This window comes from Binatus sp. (SeqCode), from assembly GCF_049584895.1.
Taxonomy (GTDB): domain Bacteria; phylum Desulfobacterota; class Binatia; order Binatales; family Binataceae; genus Binatus.
The window spans coordinates 1-16,982 of the sequence record NZ_JBAUYR010000115.1 but is presented as its reverse complement, the minus strand read 5'-3'; the positions used below and the strand labels follow the sequence as shown (position 1 = coordinate 16,982).

Annotated in this window: 11 protein-coding genes; 1 reads left to right on the top strand and 10 read right to left on the bottom strand. The window is 59.9% G+C overall.

Features of this window, described 5'->3' with window-relative positions; genetic code table 11:
* Positions 1–19: 19 nt before the first annotated feature.
* The 9 genes from WB650_RS19905 to tldD form a co-directional block, all read right to left on the bottom strand.
* A complete protein-coding gene (locus tag WB650_RS19905; RefSeq protein ID WP_422300776.1) occupies positions 20–3,148 on the bottom strand; it encodes an efflux RND transporter permease subunit in 3,129 nt (1,042 codons plus the stop codon).
* A gap of 30 nt (positions 3,149–3,178) precedes the next feature.
* On the bottom strand, positions 3,179–4,315 hold the full coding sequence (locus WB650_RS19900) for an efflux RND transporter periplasmic adaptor subunit (protein WP_423961742.1): 1,137 nt from the start codon (positions 4,313–4,315) through the stop codon (positions 3,179–3,181).
* Positions 4,312–5,589: a TolC family protein gene (locus tag WB650_RS19895; protein WP_422300628.1), complete on the bottom strand. Its 1,278-nt coding sequence runs from the start codon at positions 5,587–5,589 to the stop codon at positions 4,312–4,314. The genes WB650_RS19900 and WB650_RS19895 overlap by 4 nt, the downstream gene beginning before the upstream one ends.
* A gap of 207 nt (positions 5,590–5,796) precedes the next feature.
* Positions 5,797–6,345 carry a c-type cytochrome gene (locus WB650_RS19890; protein ID WP_422300627.1) on the bottom strand — a complete coding sequence of 183 codons (549 nt, stop codon included), beginning with the start codon at positions 6,343–6,345 and terminating at the stop codon, positions 5,797–5,799.
* A gap of 27 nt (positions 6,346–6,372) precedes the next feature.
* Complete coding sequence (locus WB650_RS19885) at positions 6,373–6,831, bottom strand: cupredoxin domain-containing protein (RefSeq protein WP_422300626.1); 459 nt, start codon at positions 6,829–6,831, stop codon at positions 6,373–6,375.
* Positions 6,832–7,031: 200 nt separating this feature from the next.
* A complete protein-coding gene (clpB, locus tag WB650_RS19880; protein WP_422300625.1) occupies positions 7,032–9,644 on the bottom strand; it encodes an ATP-dependent chaperone ClpB in 2,613 nt (870 codons plus the stop codon).
* Between the two features lie 151 nt (positions 9,645–9,795).
* Positions 9,796–10,626, bottom strand: a complete 831-nt coding sequence (locus WB650_RS19875) for a Crp/Fnr family transcriptional regulator (protein ID WP_422300624.1) — start codon at positions 10,624–10,626, stop codon at positions 9,796–9,798.
* A gap of 136 nt (positions 10,627–10,762) precedes the next feature.
* Positions 10,763–12,109 (bottom strand): TldD/PmbA family protein, encoded by a 1,347-nt coding sequence (locus tag WB650_RS19870; protein ID WP_422300623.1) that lies wholly within the window; start codon positions 12,107–12,109, stop codon positions 10,763–10,765.
* 189 nt (positions 12,110–12,298) lie between these two features.
* On the bottom strand, positions 12,299–13,750 hold the full coding sequence (gene tldD / locus WB650_RS19865; protein WP_422300622.1) for a metalloprotease TldD: 1,452 nt from the start codon (positions 13,748–13,750) through the stop codon (positions 12,299–12,301).
* A 471-nt stretch (positions 13,751–14,221) separates the two neighbouring features.
* On the opposite strand from tldD, the gene WB650_RS19860 reads away from it, so the two are divergent.
* Positions 14,222–14,470, top strand: a complete 249-nt coding sequence (locus WB650_RS19860; RefSeq protein WP_422300621.1) for a hypothetical protein — start codon at positions 14,222–14,224, stop codon at positions 14,468–14,470.
* Between the two features lie 12 nt (positions 14,471–14,482).
* On the opposite strand, the gene WB650_RS19855 is transcribed toward WB650_RS19860, so the two are convergent.
* On the bottom strand, positions 14,483–16,696 hold the full coding sequence (locus WB650_RS19855; protein ID WP_423961738.1) for a sulfatase-like hydrolase/transferase: 2,214 nt from the start codon (positions 16,694–16,696) through the stop codon (positions 14,483–14,485).
* Positions 16,697–16,982: the final 286 nt, after the last annotated feature.

Sequence of the window (16,982 nt, the reverse complement as noted above, 5' to 3'; positions counted from 1 at the left end):
GAGAAGTTGGTTACAGTTGTCAGGTCCGATCGGGATCGATTAATTCGACCGGCTGTGTCATCCGCGCGCGGTTCTGATCGTCCAGGCGCAGGCGACGATGGCATAGGTAGATCAGTACTGGCTGCAAGATTCGTGTCAGCACCATGATCGCCAGCGCGCCTCCTATGACGACGATTGCCAGCGGCTGTTGCGTCTGAGCACCGATTCGCGTCGAGACCGCCGCCGGCAGGAGTCCGAGCGCGTCAACCAGGTCCGTCATCATCGTGGCGCGAAGACGACGGTCGGATCCGGTGATGATCGATTCGACAAACGGATTGCCCTCCTCCCAAAGCCGGCGGATGTAGAAGCTCAACAGGATGCCGTCCATCACCGCGATTCCGAAAATTGAAATGAAGCCCACGCCGGCCGAAACGCTGAAAGGAGTGCCGGTGATGATCAGCGCGAGAACTCCGCCGAGACATGCGACCGGAATCTGCGCCATGATGATGAAGGTATCGATGAGCGATTGGGTCGCGGCGTAGAGGACGCCTGCTATCAGCAAGAGCGCGAAGGGTACGACGATTGCGAAGCGGCGATTGGCGGCCTGGAGTTCGCCATACTCGCCCGACCATTCCAGATGCACGCCCTCGGGAAGATGGACTTCTTTCGAGATTCGCCGCTTCGCATCGAGGATGGTGCTCTGCAAATCGCGATCGCGGACGGAAAATCTGACCGGCACGTAACGCTGCAGCGCCTCGCGGTAGATGAAGGACGCGCCCTCGGCAGTCTCGATTTTCGCAACCTGGTCGAGCGGGATCTGTCCGCCGGCTGGCAGGTTGACGCGGATTTGGCGGACCGCATCCAGGCTCTCGCGATACTCCGGCTTCCATCGCACGACCAGGTCGAAGCGCCGATCGCCTTCAAGCACCTGAGTGACCGCCTGCCCGCCGATCGCCGCCTGCACAATCGCGCCGACGTCGCCGACATTGAGTCCATAACGCGCGCACGCGGCCCGGTCAGGGGTGATTTGCAGATTGGGCTGGCCCATCGAGCGCAGGACTACTTCATCGACAACGCCGGGCACGCCGCCCAACGTTTCCCTGATATCGTTGGCGATACGTTCGTCGGTCGCCAGGTCCTGACCGAAAACTTTGATGGCGTTTTCGCCGGCCTTTACACCTGAGATCGCCTCGTCGATATTGTCCTCGATGTTTTGCGAATAGCTGAAGCTCACGCCTGGAAATCTCTGCGTAAGTTTATCGTCGATCTGCTTGACGAGTTTCGGTTTGGTCATGCCGGCCGGCCATTGATCGTCCGGCTTCAGGTCGACTGAGAATTCAATGTTGAAAAAACCCGCAGTCTCGGTGCCGTCGTCAGGGCGGCCGAGCTGCGAAACTACGGTGGTAACCTCGGGAAAACTCTTGAACACGGAGCGCATCTGATTGCACAGCTTGGCGCCATGCTCGAGCGAAATCGTGAGAGGCATCGTCGCATGTGCCCAGATATTTCCTTCCTCGAGCTTGGGCAGGAACTGCCCGCCCAGCAGCGGGAACAGCGACAGTACCACTGCCACCAGCAGCACGACGGCGCTCAAAGTCAGCCGCGGCCAGCGCAGTATCCGCTCGAACATGCCGTGGTAGAAAGCCGCAATCGCGCTCCAGACAGGATTGTGAATCGCTCGCAATCCGCGCGCGAAGAAATACGACGACAGCACCGGCGACAAGGTCACCGCAAGCAGAATCGCGGTGCCGAGCGCGAACGCGTAGGTGTGCGACATCGGCGAGAAGATGGCGCCCTCGACCCCGCGCATCGTGAACAGCGGCAGGAACGCGATCACGAAAATCAGCGTCGAGAAGAACATCGGACCGCCAACCTCCTGCGCGGCCGCAAGGATTCGAAGCCGATAACTTTCGTGCGATCGCTCAGGCGCGGTCAGATGCCGCTCGATATTTTCCATCACGATGACGGTGGTATCGATGATGATGCCGAAGTCGATCGCGCCTAGCGAGATAAGGTTGGCAGGCGTGTTGGTCAGGTGCATCAAAGCGAACGCCCCGCACAGCGCCAGTGGAATGTTAATCGCGGCGATGATTGCCGCGCGCAAGTTGCCGAGAAAGAAAATCAACACCAGGAAAACCAGCACCATCCCGACCGTGAGATTTTCGAGCACAGTGTGAAGCGTGGTCTCGACCAGTGTCGTGCGGTCGTAGTACGGTACGACCTTGTAGCCGGTGGGCAAGATGCCCGAGGTGTTGAGGTCCTGGACCTTGGCCTCGACCCCCTTGAGTGTTTCGAGCGTGTTGCCGTACTTGCGCATCAGGACGATGCCGGTAACGACCTCGTTCTGATTGTCCTTGCCGACGATTCCCAGCCGCGGCGCGTAGCCAATCTCAACGTCGGCGACATTGGAGACCTTGATCGGGACCGACTTGTTGGCATTGAGCACGACGTCGCCGATGTCGTCGAGGCCGCGGAAGAAGCCGAGCCCGCGCACGTCAAACGCCTGCTCCCCGACGCTCATATAGTTGCCACCGGAGTTGGTGTTCGAGTTCTGCAGCGCCGCGATCAAGGTCGACAGTGGGACCTGGTAGTAGTTCAGCTTGTGCGGGTCGACTTCGACCTGGAACTGTTTGGTCAATCCGCCGAAACCCGAAACGTCCTCGACCCCCGGTACGGTCTTGATTTGCTTTTCGAGGATCCAGTCCTCGATGGTCTTCTCGTTGGTCAGATCGTGATCGGGACTCTCGACCGTGTAGCGGTAGATTTCGCCGATGGGATTGTCGGGGGAGATTGCGGGCGTGACGCCCTGCGGCAAGCTGATAAACGAAAGTCGATTAATAGTCTCGACACGGTCCCAGTAGTAGTCGCTGTCCCAGGAGAAGTAGCAACGAATGTCCGAGAGTCCATAGAGCGAAATCGAGCGCATCGCCTCGAGATCGCGCATTCCGGCCAGACCATATTCGATCGGCACTGTTACCAGCTTTTCAACTTCTTCGGCGCTGAGACCGTTAGGCAGCGCCAGGATCTCGATCAGCGGTTGAACCGGATCTGGATAAGCCTCGATATCCAATTGGGAAAACGAAAAGATGCCGGCCAGCAGGAGCATCAACGCGATGCCGATGACGACTATTCGTTCGCGCAGAGCCAGCGCCATCAACGATCGAATCATCGGCTAGCCAAAAATTCCCGTTGCGACTCTCTAGGAGCTTTCCCCGTGAGCCTCGTGCCAGAGCGCATTCACCTGCAGCGTCTCGCCGCTGACGATACGGTCGCCGGCCTTGAGCCCTGAGACGATACGCGCGTAGCCGACTTTGCTCCACGAGGAGATCGAGACCTTGCGATGCTCAAACGTTCCGGGGCTCACCTCGACGAATGCGTAGTAGTTGTCGATATCGAAAACGAGGGCGTCCTGCGGAACTACCAGCGCCTCGCCGGGGCGGGTGACAATGGTCACCTTCGCGAGCATCTGGGGTTTCAGCCGGGCGCCGGGGTTTTTCACGACGCAGCGGATCTGCAGCGTGTGCGTGTTGGGATCGATGTTCGGACTGATGCGATCGATCACGCCGTGGAAGACCTCATCGGGAAAGGCGGTGGTGATTGCTGATAGATCCTGGCCGACGCGGACCCGTGCGAGATCGTCCTCGTAAATGTCACCGGTGATCCAGACGTCGTTCAGCGTGCCGAGCGAAAATAGTTCGTCGCCTGGATTAACGGCAGCGCCGCGCTGCGCTTTGTTTTCGACGACGGTGCCACTGATAGGCGCGCGCATCCAGACTGTAGGATCGGGCGCCTTGATAGCCGCGATGTCGCCGTCCGTCATTCCGAGAAACTGCAGTTTGCGTTTGGCGGCTAGCGACAGAGCGCCGGCAAAATCCGACGAGCCGCCCACTCCCGGCGCCTTCATAAGTTTCGAAGTCTCGTGCGCCTGAAGATACTCGGATTCCGCCGTCATGAAATCGGGGCTGTAGAGTGCAATGATTTTTTCACCGCGCTGAACATTGTCCCACAGCGAGACGCGGGTCTGCTCGATACGTCCCTGCACCCGCGAAATAATCGTCGAGGTGCTGCGGTCGTCGAAAGTGATCTGCCCGGTTGTTTCCAGCGTGCCCGGCAGCTCAATGTTCTGAGCCTGCAGGATCTTCAGGCCGGGAACGTCGCTCGCGTTGAACTGAATCACATCAATGCCCTGCTGCCGAATCAGTCGGACCACTGGAGTAGCTTCAGGGACCGCGGCGCCGCTGGGCGTGTCGTTATGGCATCCGCCGATAAGAAGTGCGGCCCCGATAGCGGCCGCGACGGCAGCGAGCGCGACAGGATTGAAGGTGCGTCGGCTCATTGATGCAACGGCGCTCCGATAGCCTGCTCGAGCGAAACTTCGCCGGCTAGAAATTGATTTGCCGCCTGCAGGTAATTCACGCGCGCCGCGAACCCACTCTGCAGGATAGTCGAGAGCGTCGTGAAATCGATTTTGCCTCCCTGGTATGCGGTCAGGGCGACCCGAAGGTTCTGGCGCGCCAGCGGAATCAGCGAATCGCGATACAGAATTGCGGTTTCGTAAGCATACTGCGCGTTGCGGAACAGCGTGGTGACTGCCGCGGCCGTCTGAATTCTGATCAGATCCTGGCTCGAGCGCGCTGCCGCCAGGCTGGCCTTCGCTCGCGCCACATCCTCATTCTGATGGAGCCAAAAGAAGATCGGCACATTGAAACCAATAGAGCTGAACCAATAGTTGAATTTATTGGGTTGAGGCCCGGCGGTGCTGAGAGTGTACTGATCGTTGCCAATGCCAGCGGTAAAATCGGGCAGGTATTCCATCTTCGCCAGATAGAGCGCGGTGTTCGCGCTGCGCTGCGAGAGCGCTGCCTCAAGAATCTCCTGCCGCGCCGCGTAAGCGCGATCGATGAGCGCATCAAGCGGATAGTTGAGGGCTTCGAGCTTCAGCGTTTGATCCACCGCGAGCGGCGAGCCGACCGGGCGATACAGTTCCAGGTTCAGGGCGGTCTTGTCGTTTGCAACCGCTGTTCGATACTGGCGTTCAAACTGGCGTGCTGTCGCGAGGTTGAACTCTGCGCTGATAACGTCGGTTTGCTGCACAGCCGAAGCCGAATAAGCTGTCTCGGCGACTCGGACGACCTGGTCCAGGTTTTCGACGTTCTCGGCGTTGAGGTCGTACGAAGCCTGGTCGAGCACCAACTGAAAATAGCTGATCTCAGTCGCCGCGCGAACGTCGCGGACTGTAGCGGCGAGCATAAGATGGGCAATTTCTGCGGCGTCGATCGCTTGATCGCGCTGATGGAAAGCCTTGCCCGGAAACTGAAAGGATTCGGTCACGCCGAATGAGTGCAAATCCGGGCGACCGAACGGATTACTGACGCTGTCGGTATTCGAATACGTGAAGATCGGATCGTTCGGCGCAACGGTCTGCTTGATCGAATGGACTGCGGCGTCCCATCGGTAACGCGCCGACTTGACCGCGGGATTTGCCTCGATCGCGATCTCGACCAGCTGATCCTTGGACAGCGGAGCGTCCGCGGCGCTCGCGTTCGAAACGAGAAATCCGACCGTCGCTATCGCAAACATCAGTGCACCGCCGATCCTTATCGTAGGCATCCGAACTCCTCGGTCCCAAGCCGCCCAATTAAATACGCCGACTGCCCTGAAAGGTTCCAATCGCCGTGACTCGAATCGGTTACGCTAAGCCGGTCCGGTCCGCAATCGAGAATCAATTAAATAGTTTTAATTCGGCGACCGGAAGAACCCGTCGGATCGCATAATGCAATTCTGCGGGAAGCGAGGCAGGGCCCCAGGCGGCGGGGGTCAGTTGCCGGCGACCTTGGGTTTCGCGGCGGCATTCTGCATGGATCGAATGTACATCACGACCTGCCACCGCTGCTCGACCGGCATTTCCTCGGCGTAGGAAGGCATCGACAGCACGCCGTCGCGAATCGCGCCATAGATGTAGCCGTCGGGCAGATCCTTGCTGGTGCCGGAGATCAGACTTTTCGGCGGCTTCGCCAGGAGATGCGCGACCGGGCCGTTACCCTGCCCCGATTCTCCGTGACATGGCGCGCAGTAGGTCGTGAACTGGTCTTTGCCCTCGGCGAGATTTGCCGGGGTCGGCTCGAGCGGGTTGTGCATCTTGATGGTAGCCTGCTCGAGGCTCATCGGAGGCTCTCCGCCATGGACGGGAATTGTGTCGGCCGGAGTAACGCGCGGTGCCTCTGCGTACGGCTGAACCTCCGGCCCGCGGTACATGTCGATGCTCCACGGAAAACAGAAACCCGGCTCCGGTGATGCTGCAATCGCAAGCGCAACCGCGAGCATCAATGCCGAGACGCGAGTCGTCCTGGCAAGCGGACCAATCACGATTTCGAAAATCTCCTTTCGTTGTCGCTACTTCTTTACGACAACCACCCCGACCATACCCGCCTTCTCATGCGGAAGGCAAAAGTATCGATAAGTGCCCGGCACCGTGAATGTGTAGCTGTAGTCGCCGCCGGGCGGGATGAAGCCCGAGTCAAAGGGCGTCGCGCCTTTCGGCATCGAGGTATCCTTGGGGTTCTGGGCGTTGGCTGCGGTGGTCGAGACGTCATGCACCGTCTGGCCGTCGTTAACCCACTTCACGGTGTCGCCGACTTTTATCGCGACGTTTTCGGGCGTGTAGAATGGCTTCCGGTCAGACATCTTGATCACGACAGGATTGCTCGCGGCCTTCGCGGGATCGGGCAGCAATGCGAGCGAGGCGGCGGCTGCGAGAGCAGCAATCACGATTGCGATGCGGATAAAGATTCGCGAGCGCGGCTTACGTGAAGCTGCAGCTGCGATACGGAGATCGATTGTAGAACTAGCCATCAGTCATCCTTTTGAAATGCCGGATTCAACTCCGGGTACTAATATTCTCTCTAGCAGAAACGCGCAAATTTTAGATTAGCCCTTCTAATCATACGATTATGCGAGCATCACACTATCTAAAGTGTAATGCTTATTTTGCGGGAAGCAAGAGTATCGGACGCTCTGCCCGAGTAGATGGATTATGTAGGCGGAACAGCTACTTAGGCTGCATCGGCGAGAGGCTTGCTGGAAAATTCCAATCCTCGGGCGCCAGCGTCGACGATTACCCGCGAATTGTCGTGAATCTCGCCTGACAGCAATTTTCGTCCGAGCGACGTCTCGAGCTCGCGCTGGATGAGTCGCTTCAGCGGACGTGCACCATACGACGGATCGTAGCCACGCTCGGCCAGGTAGTCACGCGCCTTGTCGGTCAATTCGAGCTCGATTTTGTGCTCTTCGAGCCGCTGACGCAGGCGCACCAACTGGACGTCGACAATCTGGCGCAGCTCCTCGCGGCTCAGCGGATGGAACACGACGACTTCGTCGACGCGGTTGAGAAACTCGGGACGGAAACTCTGCCGCAGGACGTCGAGCGCCTGCGCCTTCATCTTCTCGTAGTCCTGCCCCTTGAACCCGAGAATAATTTGGCTGGCGATATTCGACGTCATGATGATGACTGTGTTGCGGAAATCCACCGTGCGTCCATGACCGTCAGTCAGGCGGCCATCGTCGAGCAATTGCAGCAGGACGTTGAAGACGTCGGCATGCGCTTTTTCGATCTCATCGAACAGGATGACCGAGTACGGGCGGCGGCGCACGGCTTCGGTCAGTTGCCCGCCCTCGTCAAAGCCGACGTAGCCCGGAGGCGCGCCGACCAGCCGCGAGACGGTATGCTTCTCCATGTACTCGGACATGTCGATTCGGATCATCGCGGCTTCGCTGTCGAACAGGAACTCTGCCAGCGCGCGCGCGAGTTCGGTCTTGCCGACGCCAGTGGGTCCGAGAAAAATGAACGATCCAATCGGGCGGTTGGGATCCTTGAGGCCGGACCGGGCGCGAATCACCGCGTCGGCGACCGCGGTCACCGCTTCGTCCTGACCGATGACGCGTTTGTGCAGATGCTCCTCGAGATGCGCGAGCTTCTGCACCTCGCCCTCGAGCAGGCGTGAGACGGGAATCCCGGTCCATCGCGCGACGACCTCCGCGATATCGTCCTCGTCCACTTCTTCCTTGATCAGCCGCTTACCGCCGGCGTTCTTCTTGATTAGCTGCTCCTCTTCTTCGGCGAGCTGCTTCTCGAGCGACGGGAGCTTGCCGTACTGCAGCTCGGCGACTTTGTTGAGGTCGTAGTCGCGCTTGGCTTTTTCGATTGCGAGCCTGGTTTGTTCGATCTCCGCTTTGATTTTTGCGAGTTTTTCGAGACCGCCGGTTTCGGTTTGCCATTGTGCCTGCAGGCCCGCGCGCTTGTCCTTGGCTTCCCCGAGTTCCTTCTCGAGTTTCTGCAAACGATCGCGCGACGACTGATCGGACTCACGCTTGAGGGCCTCGCGCTCGATTTCCAACTGCATCACGCGCCGATTGACCTCGTCGATCTCGACCGGCATCGATTCCTTCTCGGTGCGCAGCTTGGCTGCCGCTTCATCGACCAGGTCGATCGCCTTGTCGGGCAGGAATCGATCGGTGATGTAGCGCTTCGAGAGCACCGCGGCAGCCACCAGAGCGGAGTCCTTGATTCGAATTCCGTGATGGACCTCGTAGCGCTCCTTCAGCCCGCGCAGAATCGAGATAGTGTCCTCGACGCTCGGTTCCTCGACCATCACCGGCTGGAAGCGGCGCTCGAGCGCAGCGTCCTTCTCGATATATTTGCGGTACTCGTCGAGCGTGGTCGCACCAATGCAATGCAACTCGCCGCGCGCCAGCATCGGCTTGAGCAGGTTCGACGCATCCATCGCGCCTTCCGCCGCGCCGGCACCGACGACGGTGTGAAGCTCGTCGATGAACAAAATTATCTCGCCCTCGGCTTCCTTAACTTCCTTGAGGACCGCCTTGAGCCGTTCCTCGAACTCGCCGCGGAATTTGGCGCCCGCTATCAACGCGCCCATGTCGAGCGCGACCAACTTGCGATTCTTAAGACCCTCGGGCACATCGCCCTGAACGATCCGCCGCGCGAGACCTTCCACAATTGCGGTCTTGCCGACGCCCGGCTCGCCGATCAACACCGGATTATTCTTGGTGCGGCGCGAGAGAACCTGGACCACGCGGCGAATTTCCTCGTCGCGTCCGATGACAGGATCGATTTTGCCGGCCGAGGCAAGCGCGGTAAGGTCGCGGCCGTACTTCTCGAGCGACTGGTAAGTCGCCTCGGGATTCGACGACGTCACGCGCTGATTGCCGCGCACCTTCTTCAGCACCGCCATCAACTTGTCGTGGGTCAACCCTGCCTCGCGCAGGATTTTCGAAGCAGCGCCGGGCTCATCGAGCATCGCGATCAGCACGTGCTCGACCGAGACGTACTCGTCCTTGAGCTTGCCCGCTTCCTTTTCCGCGCGCGCGAGCACGCGGCCGAGGCGTTGACTCGCGTAGACCTGCCCACTGTCGGCGCCGCCTCCCGTTACCTTTGGAATTTTGGCGAGTTCAGCTTCGAGCTTGCGACTCACCTCGTCGCGATCGACTCCCGTGAGTTTCAGGATAGACGATGCCAGACCTTCATTGTCTTCCAGCAACGACGCCAGTAAATGCTCGACGTCGACGGCCTGATTGTGCGCGCTGAGGGCGAGATTTTGAGCGCGCCCGAGCGCTTCCTGGAGTTTTTCGGTGAATCGGTTCGCGTTCATGTGACCCTCGGATGGCCCAGCTTCTTTATAAAGCTAACCACTTTCCGGTTTTGGGCAAAGCGCAAATTCACCCTTCGGCATAGAGGATCAAAGCTGCGCCCGGCTGCGGAATGCAGTCGGGCGCAATGCTTCTTAATAGCCGAAAGGAGAGCTAGATATTCACAATCGGCGCGGCCGGCGCACGTACCGCGCGGCGATCCGCTCGTACACGGCGCGTGGCCGCGCGCGCGGGCTCGAACGCCGGATGCAGCGATGGTTCGCGCGGAACTGCGACCGCGGTTGCGTCGGCCGGCTTCTGAGCCGCGAGCAGGATATGACGGCGTCCTTCGCGAATCAGCATGCCGCGCTCGGTCATCTCGGTGAGGAGCTTGCTGACCATCGGGCGCGAGCTGCCAATCATCTCGGCGAGCTCTTCCTGCGCAAGCTCCGGCAGGAGCAGAGTTCCCCGCGAATCAGGCACACCAAATCGTCCCGCCAATTCGCCGAGAACAATCTCGAGCCGCTTGCGCAGGGACATCCCGAGAAATGTCGCGTACCGATAGACTACCGACGACCACATCGAATTGATCGCTTCCGTGATCCGAAGCAGCGCTTCAGGCTCGAGACTCCTGAGCACCTCAGCAATCTGATGACGCGTGAACAGTGCTACGCAAGTGTTACTGAGTGCGGTCGCCTCGAACAGTTGCGATCGTCCGCCGTCCGCGTCGGCAAAGTCGGCGTATCCGACGAGGTCGCCGGGACCGGCAATCTCGACCAAGACCGGGTCGCTGCCCGCACGCGAGCTATGAACCTTGACGAGACCGGTGAGCACTGCGAAGACGACGTCGGCGGGAGATCCCATCGAGAACAGCTCAGCGCCCTTGGGATAACGCACCAGCATGTGGCGCTCGAGGAGAGCCGTCGCAGCGGAGCGCGGAAGTCCCATCGACGAGAGCTTCGTCAGCAGCCTTTCTTGAGCCTGAGCCGAGACCTGAACATTCATAGGTATCATCATCTCCCCATCGGCTGCACCTTATGACGGCCGGTGTGTAACTAAACCCTACAAAAAGTTAGCTGAAAGGCGTGCGTGGGTCAAGCGGAAGCGAAAAGCCGGTAAAGAATTATCGACAGGCTTGGATTCAGGCGCCAGCGATTGTCATCTCGGCAATCTTGAGAGTGGGCGCGACGGTGGACGATTTCCAGTTCAGATCGTTGCCGATCATTTCGACGCTCGCGATCATGTCCTTCAGGTTGCCAGCGATTGTGATCTCCTGCACCGGGTACGTCAGCTCACCGTCCTCGATCCAGATTCCGCCTGCGCCGCGCGAATAGTCCCCGGTGACAATGTTCACGCCGAATCCGATCGTCTCGGTCAGGTACAGCCCCTGCTTCACCGAGCCGATGATCTGCTCCGGCGTGTAGCTGCCGGGCTCGAGATACAGGTTGGTGGTCGAGACGCTGGGAGCCTCGCCAACCGAACGTGCGGCGTTGCCGGTGGGGGTCATGCCAAGCTTGCGCGCGGAATAGCAATCGAGCAGATAGGTCGCGAGCACGCCCTTGTCCAGCACGGCTTTGCGGGAGGTCGGCAGACCCTCGCCGTCGAAGGGCTTGGAGCCGAGACCGCCGGGAATCAGCGCGTCGTCGACGATCGTGACCCCGGCGGCGCCAATCGTTTTTCCCAACTGCCCGACCAGGAACGACGCTCCTTTGTAGAGCGCGGGCCCCGATGCGGCGCCGACGATCGATCGAATCAAGCCGGCCGCCATGTCGGGATCGAAGACCACCGGCGCGTGCGTGGTCTTGATTTTGCGCGCACCGAGCCGGCGCAACGCGCGCTTGGCGGAGGTTACTCCGACCGACTCGGCGTCTTCGAGTTTTCCGAAGCGGCGATTCGACGTGTACCAGTATCCCTGTTGCATCGCGTCGCCGTCTTGCGCGATCGGCGCCACCACCAGGCTGTAGGAAGTACCGGAATACTCGCCGGAAAAACCCTGGCTGTTGGCGAAGAGGACCTGGTAGCGGCCGGAGCTGAATTCGGCGCCGCCGGAATTCTTGATGCGCGGATCGAATTTCAGCGCCGCGTTCTCTCCCGTGCGCGCGATCTCGAGCGCGCGATCCGCATTCACGATTCCGCTGTCGGGATCCGCGAGCGAAAGCTCGGGCAATGTTTTCGGATGCATCGAAGGGTCGGGCAATCCTGCCCACGGATCGGCAGCCGACAGGCGCGCGAGCTCGACCGTGCTCGCGACGAACGCGCCGAGCGAATCGCGCTCGAGTTCGGCCGTCGAGGAAGTCGCCGACGACTGTCCGCAGAATACGCGCAGTCCCAGCCGCCGCTCGCGCGAGCTTTTTAGCTTCTCGACTTCGCCCATCCGCACGCCGGCTTCGAGTGACTCGGCCGAGACGCACAAAACTTCCGCCGCACTCGCGCCCTTGCGCTTTGCTTCGTCGAGCGCCCAGTTGGCGAGTTCAATATCAAGCGCCATCAGATTTTACCTACCTTCGAAACGAAGACACCCTAACCCCTGACCCCTTCCCCAGAAAAATGGGGAAGGGGAAACAGAGTTGTACGCGAGAGATCGGCGTCCTATCCCCCTCGCCCCCTTTCCTGAGAGGAAAGGGGGAACAGAGAAGACCAGACGTGTGACGGGGGTATTCAAAAGCTTCCTTGCTATTTAGTTTGCGCGGGTGCCGCCGACCGTGATGCCGTCGATACGAATCGTCGGCAAACCTACGCCCACTGGCACCGATTGGCCGTCCTTGCCGCAGGTGCCGACGCCTGCGTCGAGCTTGAGGTCGTTGCCGACCATCGAGACGCGGGTCAGCACGTCGGGGCCGTTGCCGATAAGCGTGGCGCCCTTCACCGGCCGCGTAACCTGGCCGTCCTCAATCAGGTAAGCCTCGCTTGCTGAAAAGACAAATTTGCCGTTGGTGATATCGACCTGCCCGCCGCCGAAGTTGACGGCGTAAAGACCCTTCTTGACCGACTTCATTATTTCCTCGGGCGTCGATTCACCGTTGAGCATGAAGGTGTTGGTCATCCGGGGCATCGGCGAATGCGCAAAGCTCTCGCGCCGGCCGTTGCCGGTCGGCTCCATCTTCATGAGCCGCGCGTTCATCCGATCCTGCAGGTAGCCGCGCAGGATTCCCTTCTCGATCAGCACCGTGCGCGAGGTCGGCGTGCCTTCATCGTCGACGTTGAGGCTGCCGCGACGATTTGGAATCGTGCCGTCGTCGATCACGGTGCAGAGTTCGCTCGCGACCTTCTGGCCGATTCGATCAGCGAATGCGGACGTCTTCTTGCGATTGAAGTCGCCTTCGAGGCCGTGCCCGATCGCTTCATGGAGCAGAATTCCGGGCCAGCCGGGGCCGAGCACGACGACCATCTCGCCCGCGGGCGCATCGACGGCGTCGAGATTGACGATCGCCTGGCGCGCAGCTTCGAGCGCATACTCGCGCCATCGATCATTCTCGATGAAATAATTCCATTCGACGCGACCGCCGCCACCGTAGGATCCCATCTGGCGACCTTTGCCGTCCTCGGCGATGACCGTCACGTTGAGCCGGCAGAGCGGCTGCACGTCCGCGGCGACTTGCCCGTCGCTCCTGACGATCATCACGATTTTGCGCTCGCATGCGAACGACGCCATCACGTTTTTCACGCGCGGGTCGGACGCGCGCACGAGGCTATCGATCTCGCTCAGCAGCTTCGCGCGCTCCTGCACCGGCACGTCGAGCGGCGTGCTGGGAAGATCGTAAAGCGCATGACGCGCGACCGGAGCGCCGACCTGCACGGCGGCGGGCGCCGTGCCGCGCTGATCGGCAATCGCGCGCGCGGCCTCGGCCGCAAGGCGCATCCGGTCAACGGTGACTTCGTCGGAATAGGCGTAGCCTGTCCGATCTTCGGCGCACACGCGGACGCCGACGCCGTGGCTGACGCTCTTGCTTGTGTGATTCACCATCGATTCTTCGAGCGCGACCCCTTCGGCGCTGCGGTACTCGAAGTAGAGATCGGCATAGTCGGCCTTGCGTTCGAGCGCGCTGCCGAGGATTCGCTCGAGCGCGCCGTGGTTCATGCCGAATCGATTGAGGAAAAATTTATCGGGAGCAACGAGTTCGTTGGACATTTATTTTTGCCGCCTGTGCATCAACATTATCAAAGCGCGCACTCGCCAAGAAGGTGGCAGAGAATAATCGCCTGCGCGGCGGGCGGCAGGGGTGACCCCTGCACCCAGTGTGAAGCGCAAAGTCGCGCGCGGCGCGCTACTTTGCTCTCAGGGACGGTGGCTCGATGGCGTGCGTACAGGTGTGCTGTTCGGCTTTCATCGATCAATGTAGTGCAATTCATACCATCCGCTGTGGTTCTTGGGTGGCCCCACCACTAGGGGTAGCTTCGTTCCGTCAAAAATTGTTTTTACCGAAAGCGAGCGTCGCTTCATCTCAGGTCGAGTATGGCGAGCGTGTGGCATCTGTCCATACAGCATACGTAGCAGATAAAATCCCGCGCGGTCAGGCGGAATAGTTCATCTCCAAACCAGATTCAGGACTCACCATAATTTAAGTAGCGAAGCGGCCTCGAGACGGGTTACGATTCGCGGATGGCCGCGCGCGAGACACTGGCGCTAATCGATCGCCTGATGCTCGAAATGATCGCGCAGCAGGAGAACAAGGTGCTTGCGATGGCGCGCGCGATTCATCCCGGGCTGACTCCGGAGGACATCCGCAATCCAAACGACTTCGCCGACCTGATGGCGAGCGGCGAGTGGAATTTCGAAGACGGAATCCTGTCCGGGCTCAAGAGCGCGCACATGGCGCTGCGCGCAAAGCTGCTCGAGAGCATCGAGTAGGAAACCGGACTTTTACCGTGACGCCACCGGTATCGGCCGCGATTGAGCCGCGGGAACCTGCGCTGCGTGCGGGGTAGGACACGCTCCCTGGTTTTGCAGTATGATTGCCAGATCCGCAGAGTTTGTCAGTCCGTCGAGGTTGATGTCGGCCCAGCTCGAGAATCCTGAAAGCTGCTGGAACATTTGCCACTCCGCTATGTCCGCATTGTTCACGACACCATCGAGGTTAACGTCGCCGGGGCATGCAGGCTGCGACGCCAGGATCTGCGCAAGCTGCGCCGTTAATGCGTCGTAGTTCTTCTTTTGCTGCCGATTGAGTGGAGTTCCGCTAGCCAACAGGTTGTCGTTGTCGAGCTTCGGCAACGGTACGTCCTCATTGATCTGGTAAAATTCTTTGGTCGACGTCGCGAGGCACGAGTTCGAAGATGCGTCGTAGTCCTCGTAGTTATTGATCACGATCTTGTAGTTGTCGTTGCGGATGGCGAACGCCTCCAGCGGGTAGATGTTGGTCAAAATTGTCTGCGCGTGATTTGCCTGCCAGACGGCGACGTCACAGCAAAGCTGCAATCCGTCCGCCGGGATGCCGATAGTGCTCGGGTCGGTCGCTCCGGATCCCCACCATATCCCGCCATTGTCCTCACACACGCCTTTGGTCGGAGCGATCTGCGAGCAAGTGGTAGTGTTGAATTGGCAGGGACTGTTGATCTCGCCGTTGGCGTGGAGGTTAGTGCCTATTTGCGTAAAGTTCGTTTTGCGGATGCTCGGCTGCGAAGGATTGAGCAGATACGGAAGAATGGACTGCGCGTCGACTGTACGCGGGACGTTCTGATGCACGTCGATACCGGCGAGCTCGCCAAACAACTGGTAAAGGTCCGCGATATTGACCATCGCGTTCACCTGGCGGCCGGGTTTCTTTACCGGAGGACCCGCGACGATTCCGGGACACCATACGCCGGTCTGATAAACACTGGATTTCGCCTGGCTGGTATCGAATGGCGCCTTCACCACCGTCCCCAGGCTTCCATTATCGGTGACCATAACGATCACCGTGTTAGTTTGATTCGGACGGTAGATCAGCTGGCCATTCTGGCCGCGGCTGGCAATCCCGGTTGCTACCAGAAGCCGCCCTACTTCGCTGTCGAGCGCCTCTTCCATCTGGTTCGTGATGACTCTTTGGTCGAGCGAGTTGGAGCAATCCAGATTGCTGGTGTCCGCTTCGCTCGAAGGCAGCAATTGAGTTGGCGGTTGCATGACGGGAGTGTGGGCAGTCGCAAATGCCAGGCTCACCATCCACGGCTGACTCGTAGGCTGTTGATTGATCCAGTTAATCGCAGCGTCCACCGGATCGGTGCCGCGATAAGTCCGCGCTCGAATGTCGGTCGAGGGCACCTGCTCGATTGAGCCGTCCTCATTGTTTATCGTGAGCGGCGAAACATAGTGCCCGCTCAACGTGGCGAAGTTGATGTAGTCGGGAGTCGGATTGACGCACGGCTGGTTTGGATCGAAGATGCCGCCGGCGTCGCGGCATACACGACCCGGAGCCTCAGCACCCGATTTGCTCATTACTGCGCAAGTATTGTTACCGCTGTAGCAAGCGCCCGAATCCGCGCCGCCGTGGTTTGCATCGCGGACGAAGCCGCATGACCAGGTTCCGGGCGGAGCAACGCCGCCGGCGGTTCCGTCGATCGACGAGGGATCGCCGGTAGCGTCGAGCCATCCGTAGAAGTAATCAAAGCCGAACGCCCGCACCATGCCGTAGCCGTAAGGATTGTTGCTCTGGATTCCCATGTGGAACTTGCCGAACAGCGCGCTCTTATAACCGCGTTGCCTGAGCAAGTTGGGAGCGGTTACCTCGTTGGGGTTGACCATGAAGTTCGCGAGATCATTGTTGCCGAGCGCGGTGTAGACGTGAGTGCGCAACGGGTAGCGGCCGGTCAAAAGCGTCGCGCGACCGTTCGAGCATGCCGGCATCGCCCAGAGATTGTGAAATTTAATTCCCGCGGCGGCGATCGCGTCGATGTTGGGCGTGGCGGCGGGAGTTGCGCCGCCGTATCCGAACAGCTTCCACTGGTCGATGCCAATGTCGTCCATTACGATCAACAGGATATTGGGCAATGGTGTTTGCGCCGCATGTACCGGGCCGCAAACGAATGCAACTCCGGCCAGCGCAATCAACGACGCGAGCGTAACCAGAGTCCTCTGCCTGAACGGCAGTGACGAATCCATAGGCGCCCTGTGCCTCCCCTTTACGAACGTGGGCGTCCTACTCGGCCGTACTATCTATGTCAGTTTATGCGGCGAAATAGGTCCGTCCGCCTATTGCAGCAGGTGGACAGAAACCAGTCTACCGGTTGAATCAGCCCGCGGCCGCCGCCGCGCGACGAGGACGCTCGGTGGTCACGGCATCTTTCTTCGCCGAGCGCTTGCGCGGCTTCTTTGATTTGCTCTGCTCTTCCTGTCCGGTGAACTCGATCACCGACATCATCGTCGCGTCGCCGCGGCGATGTCCGAA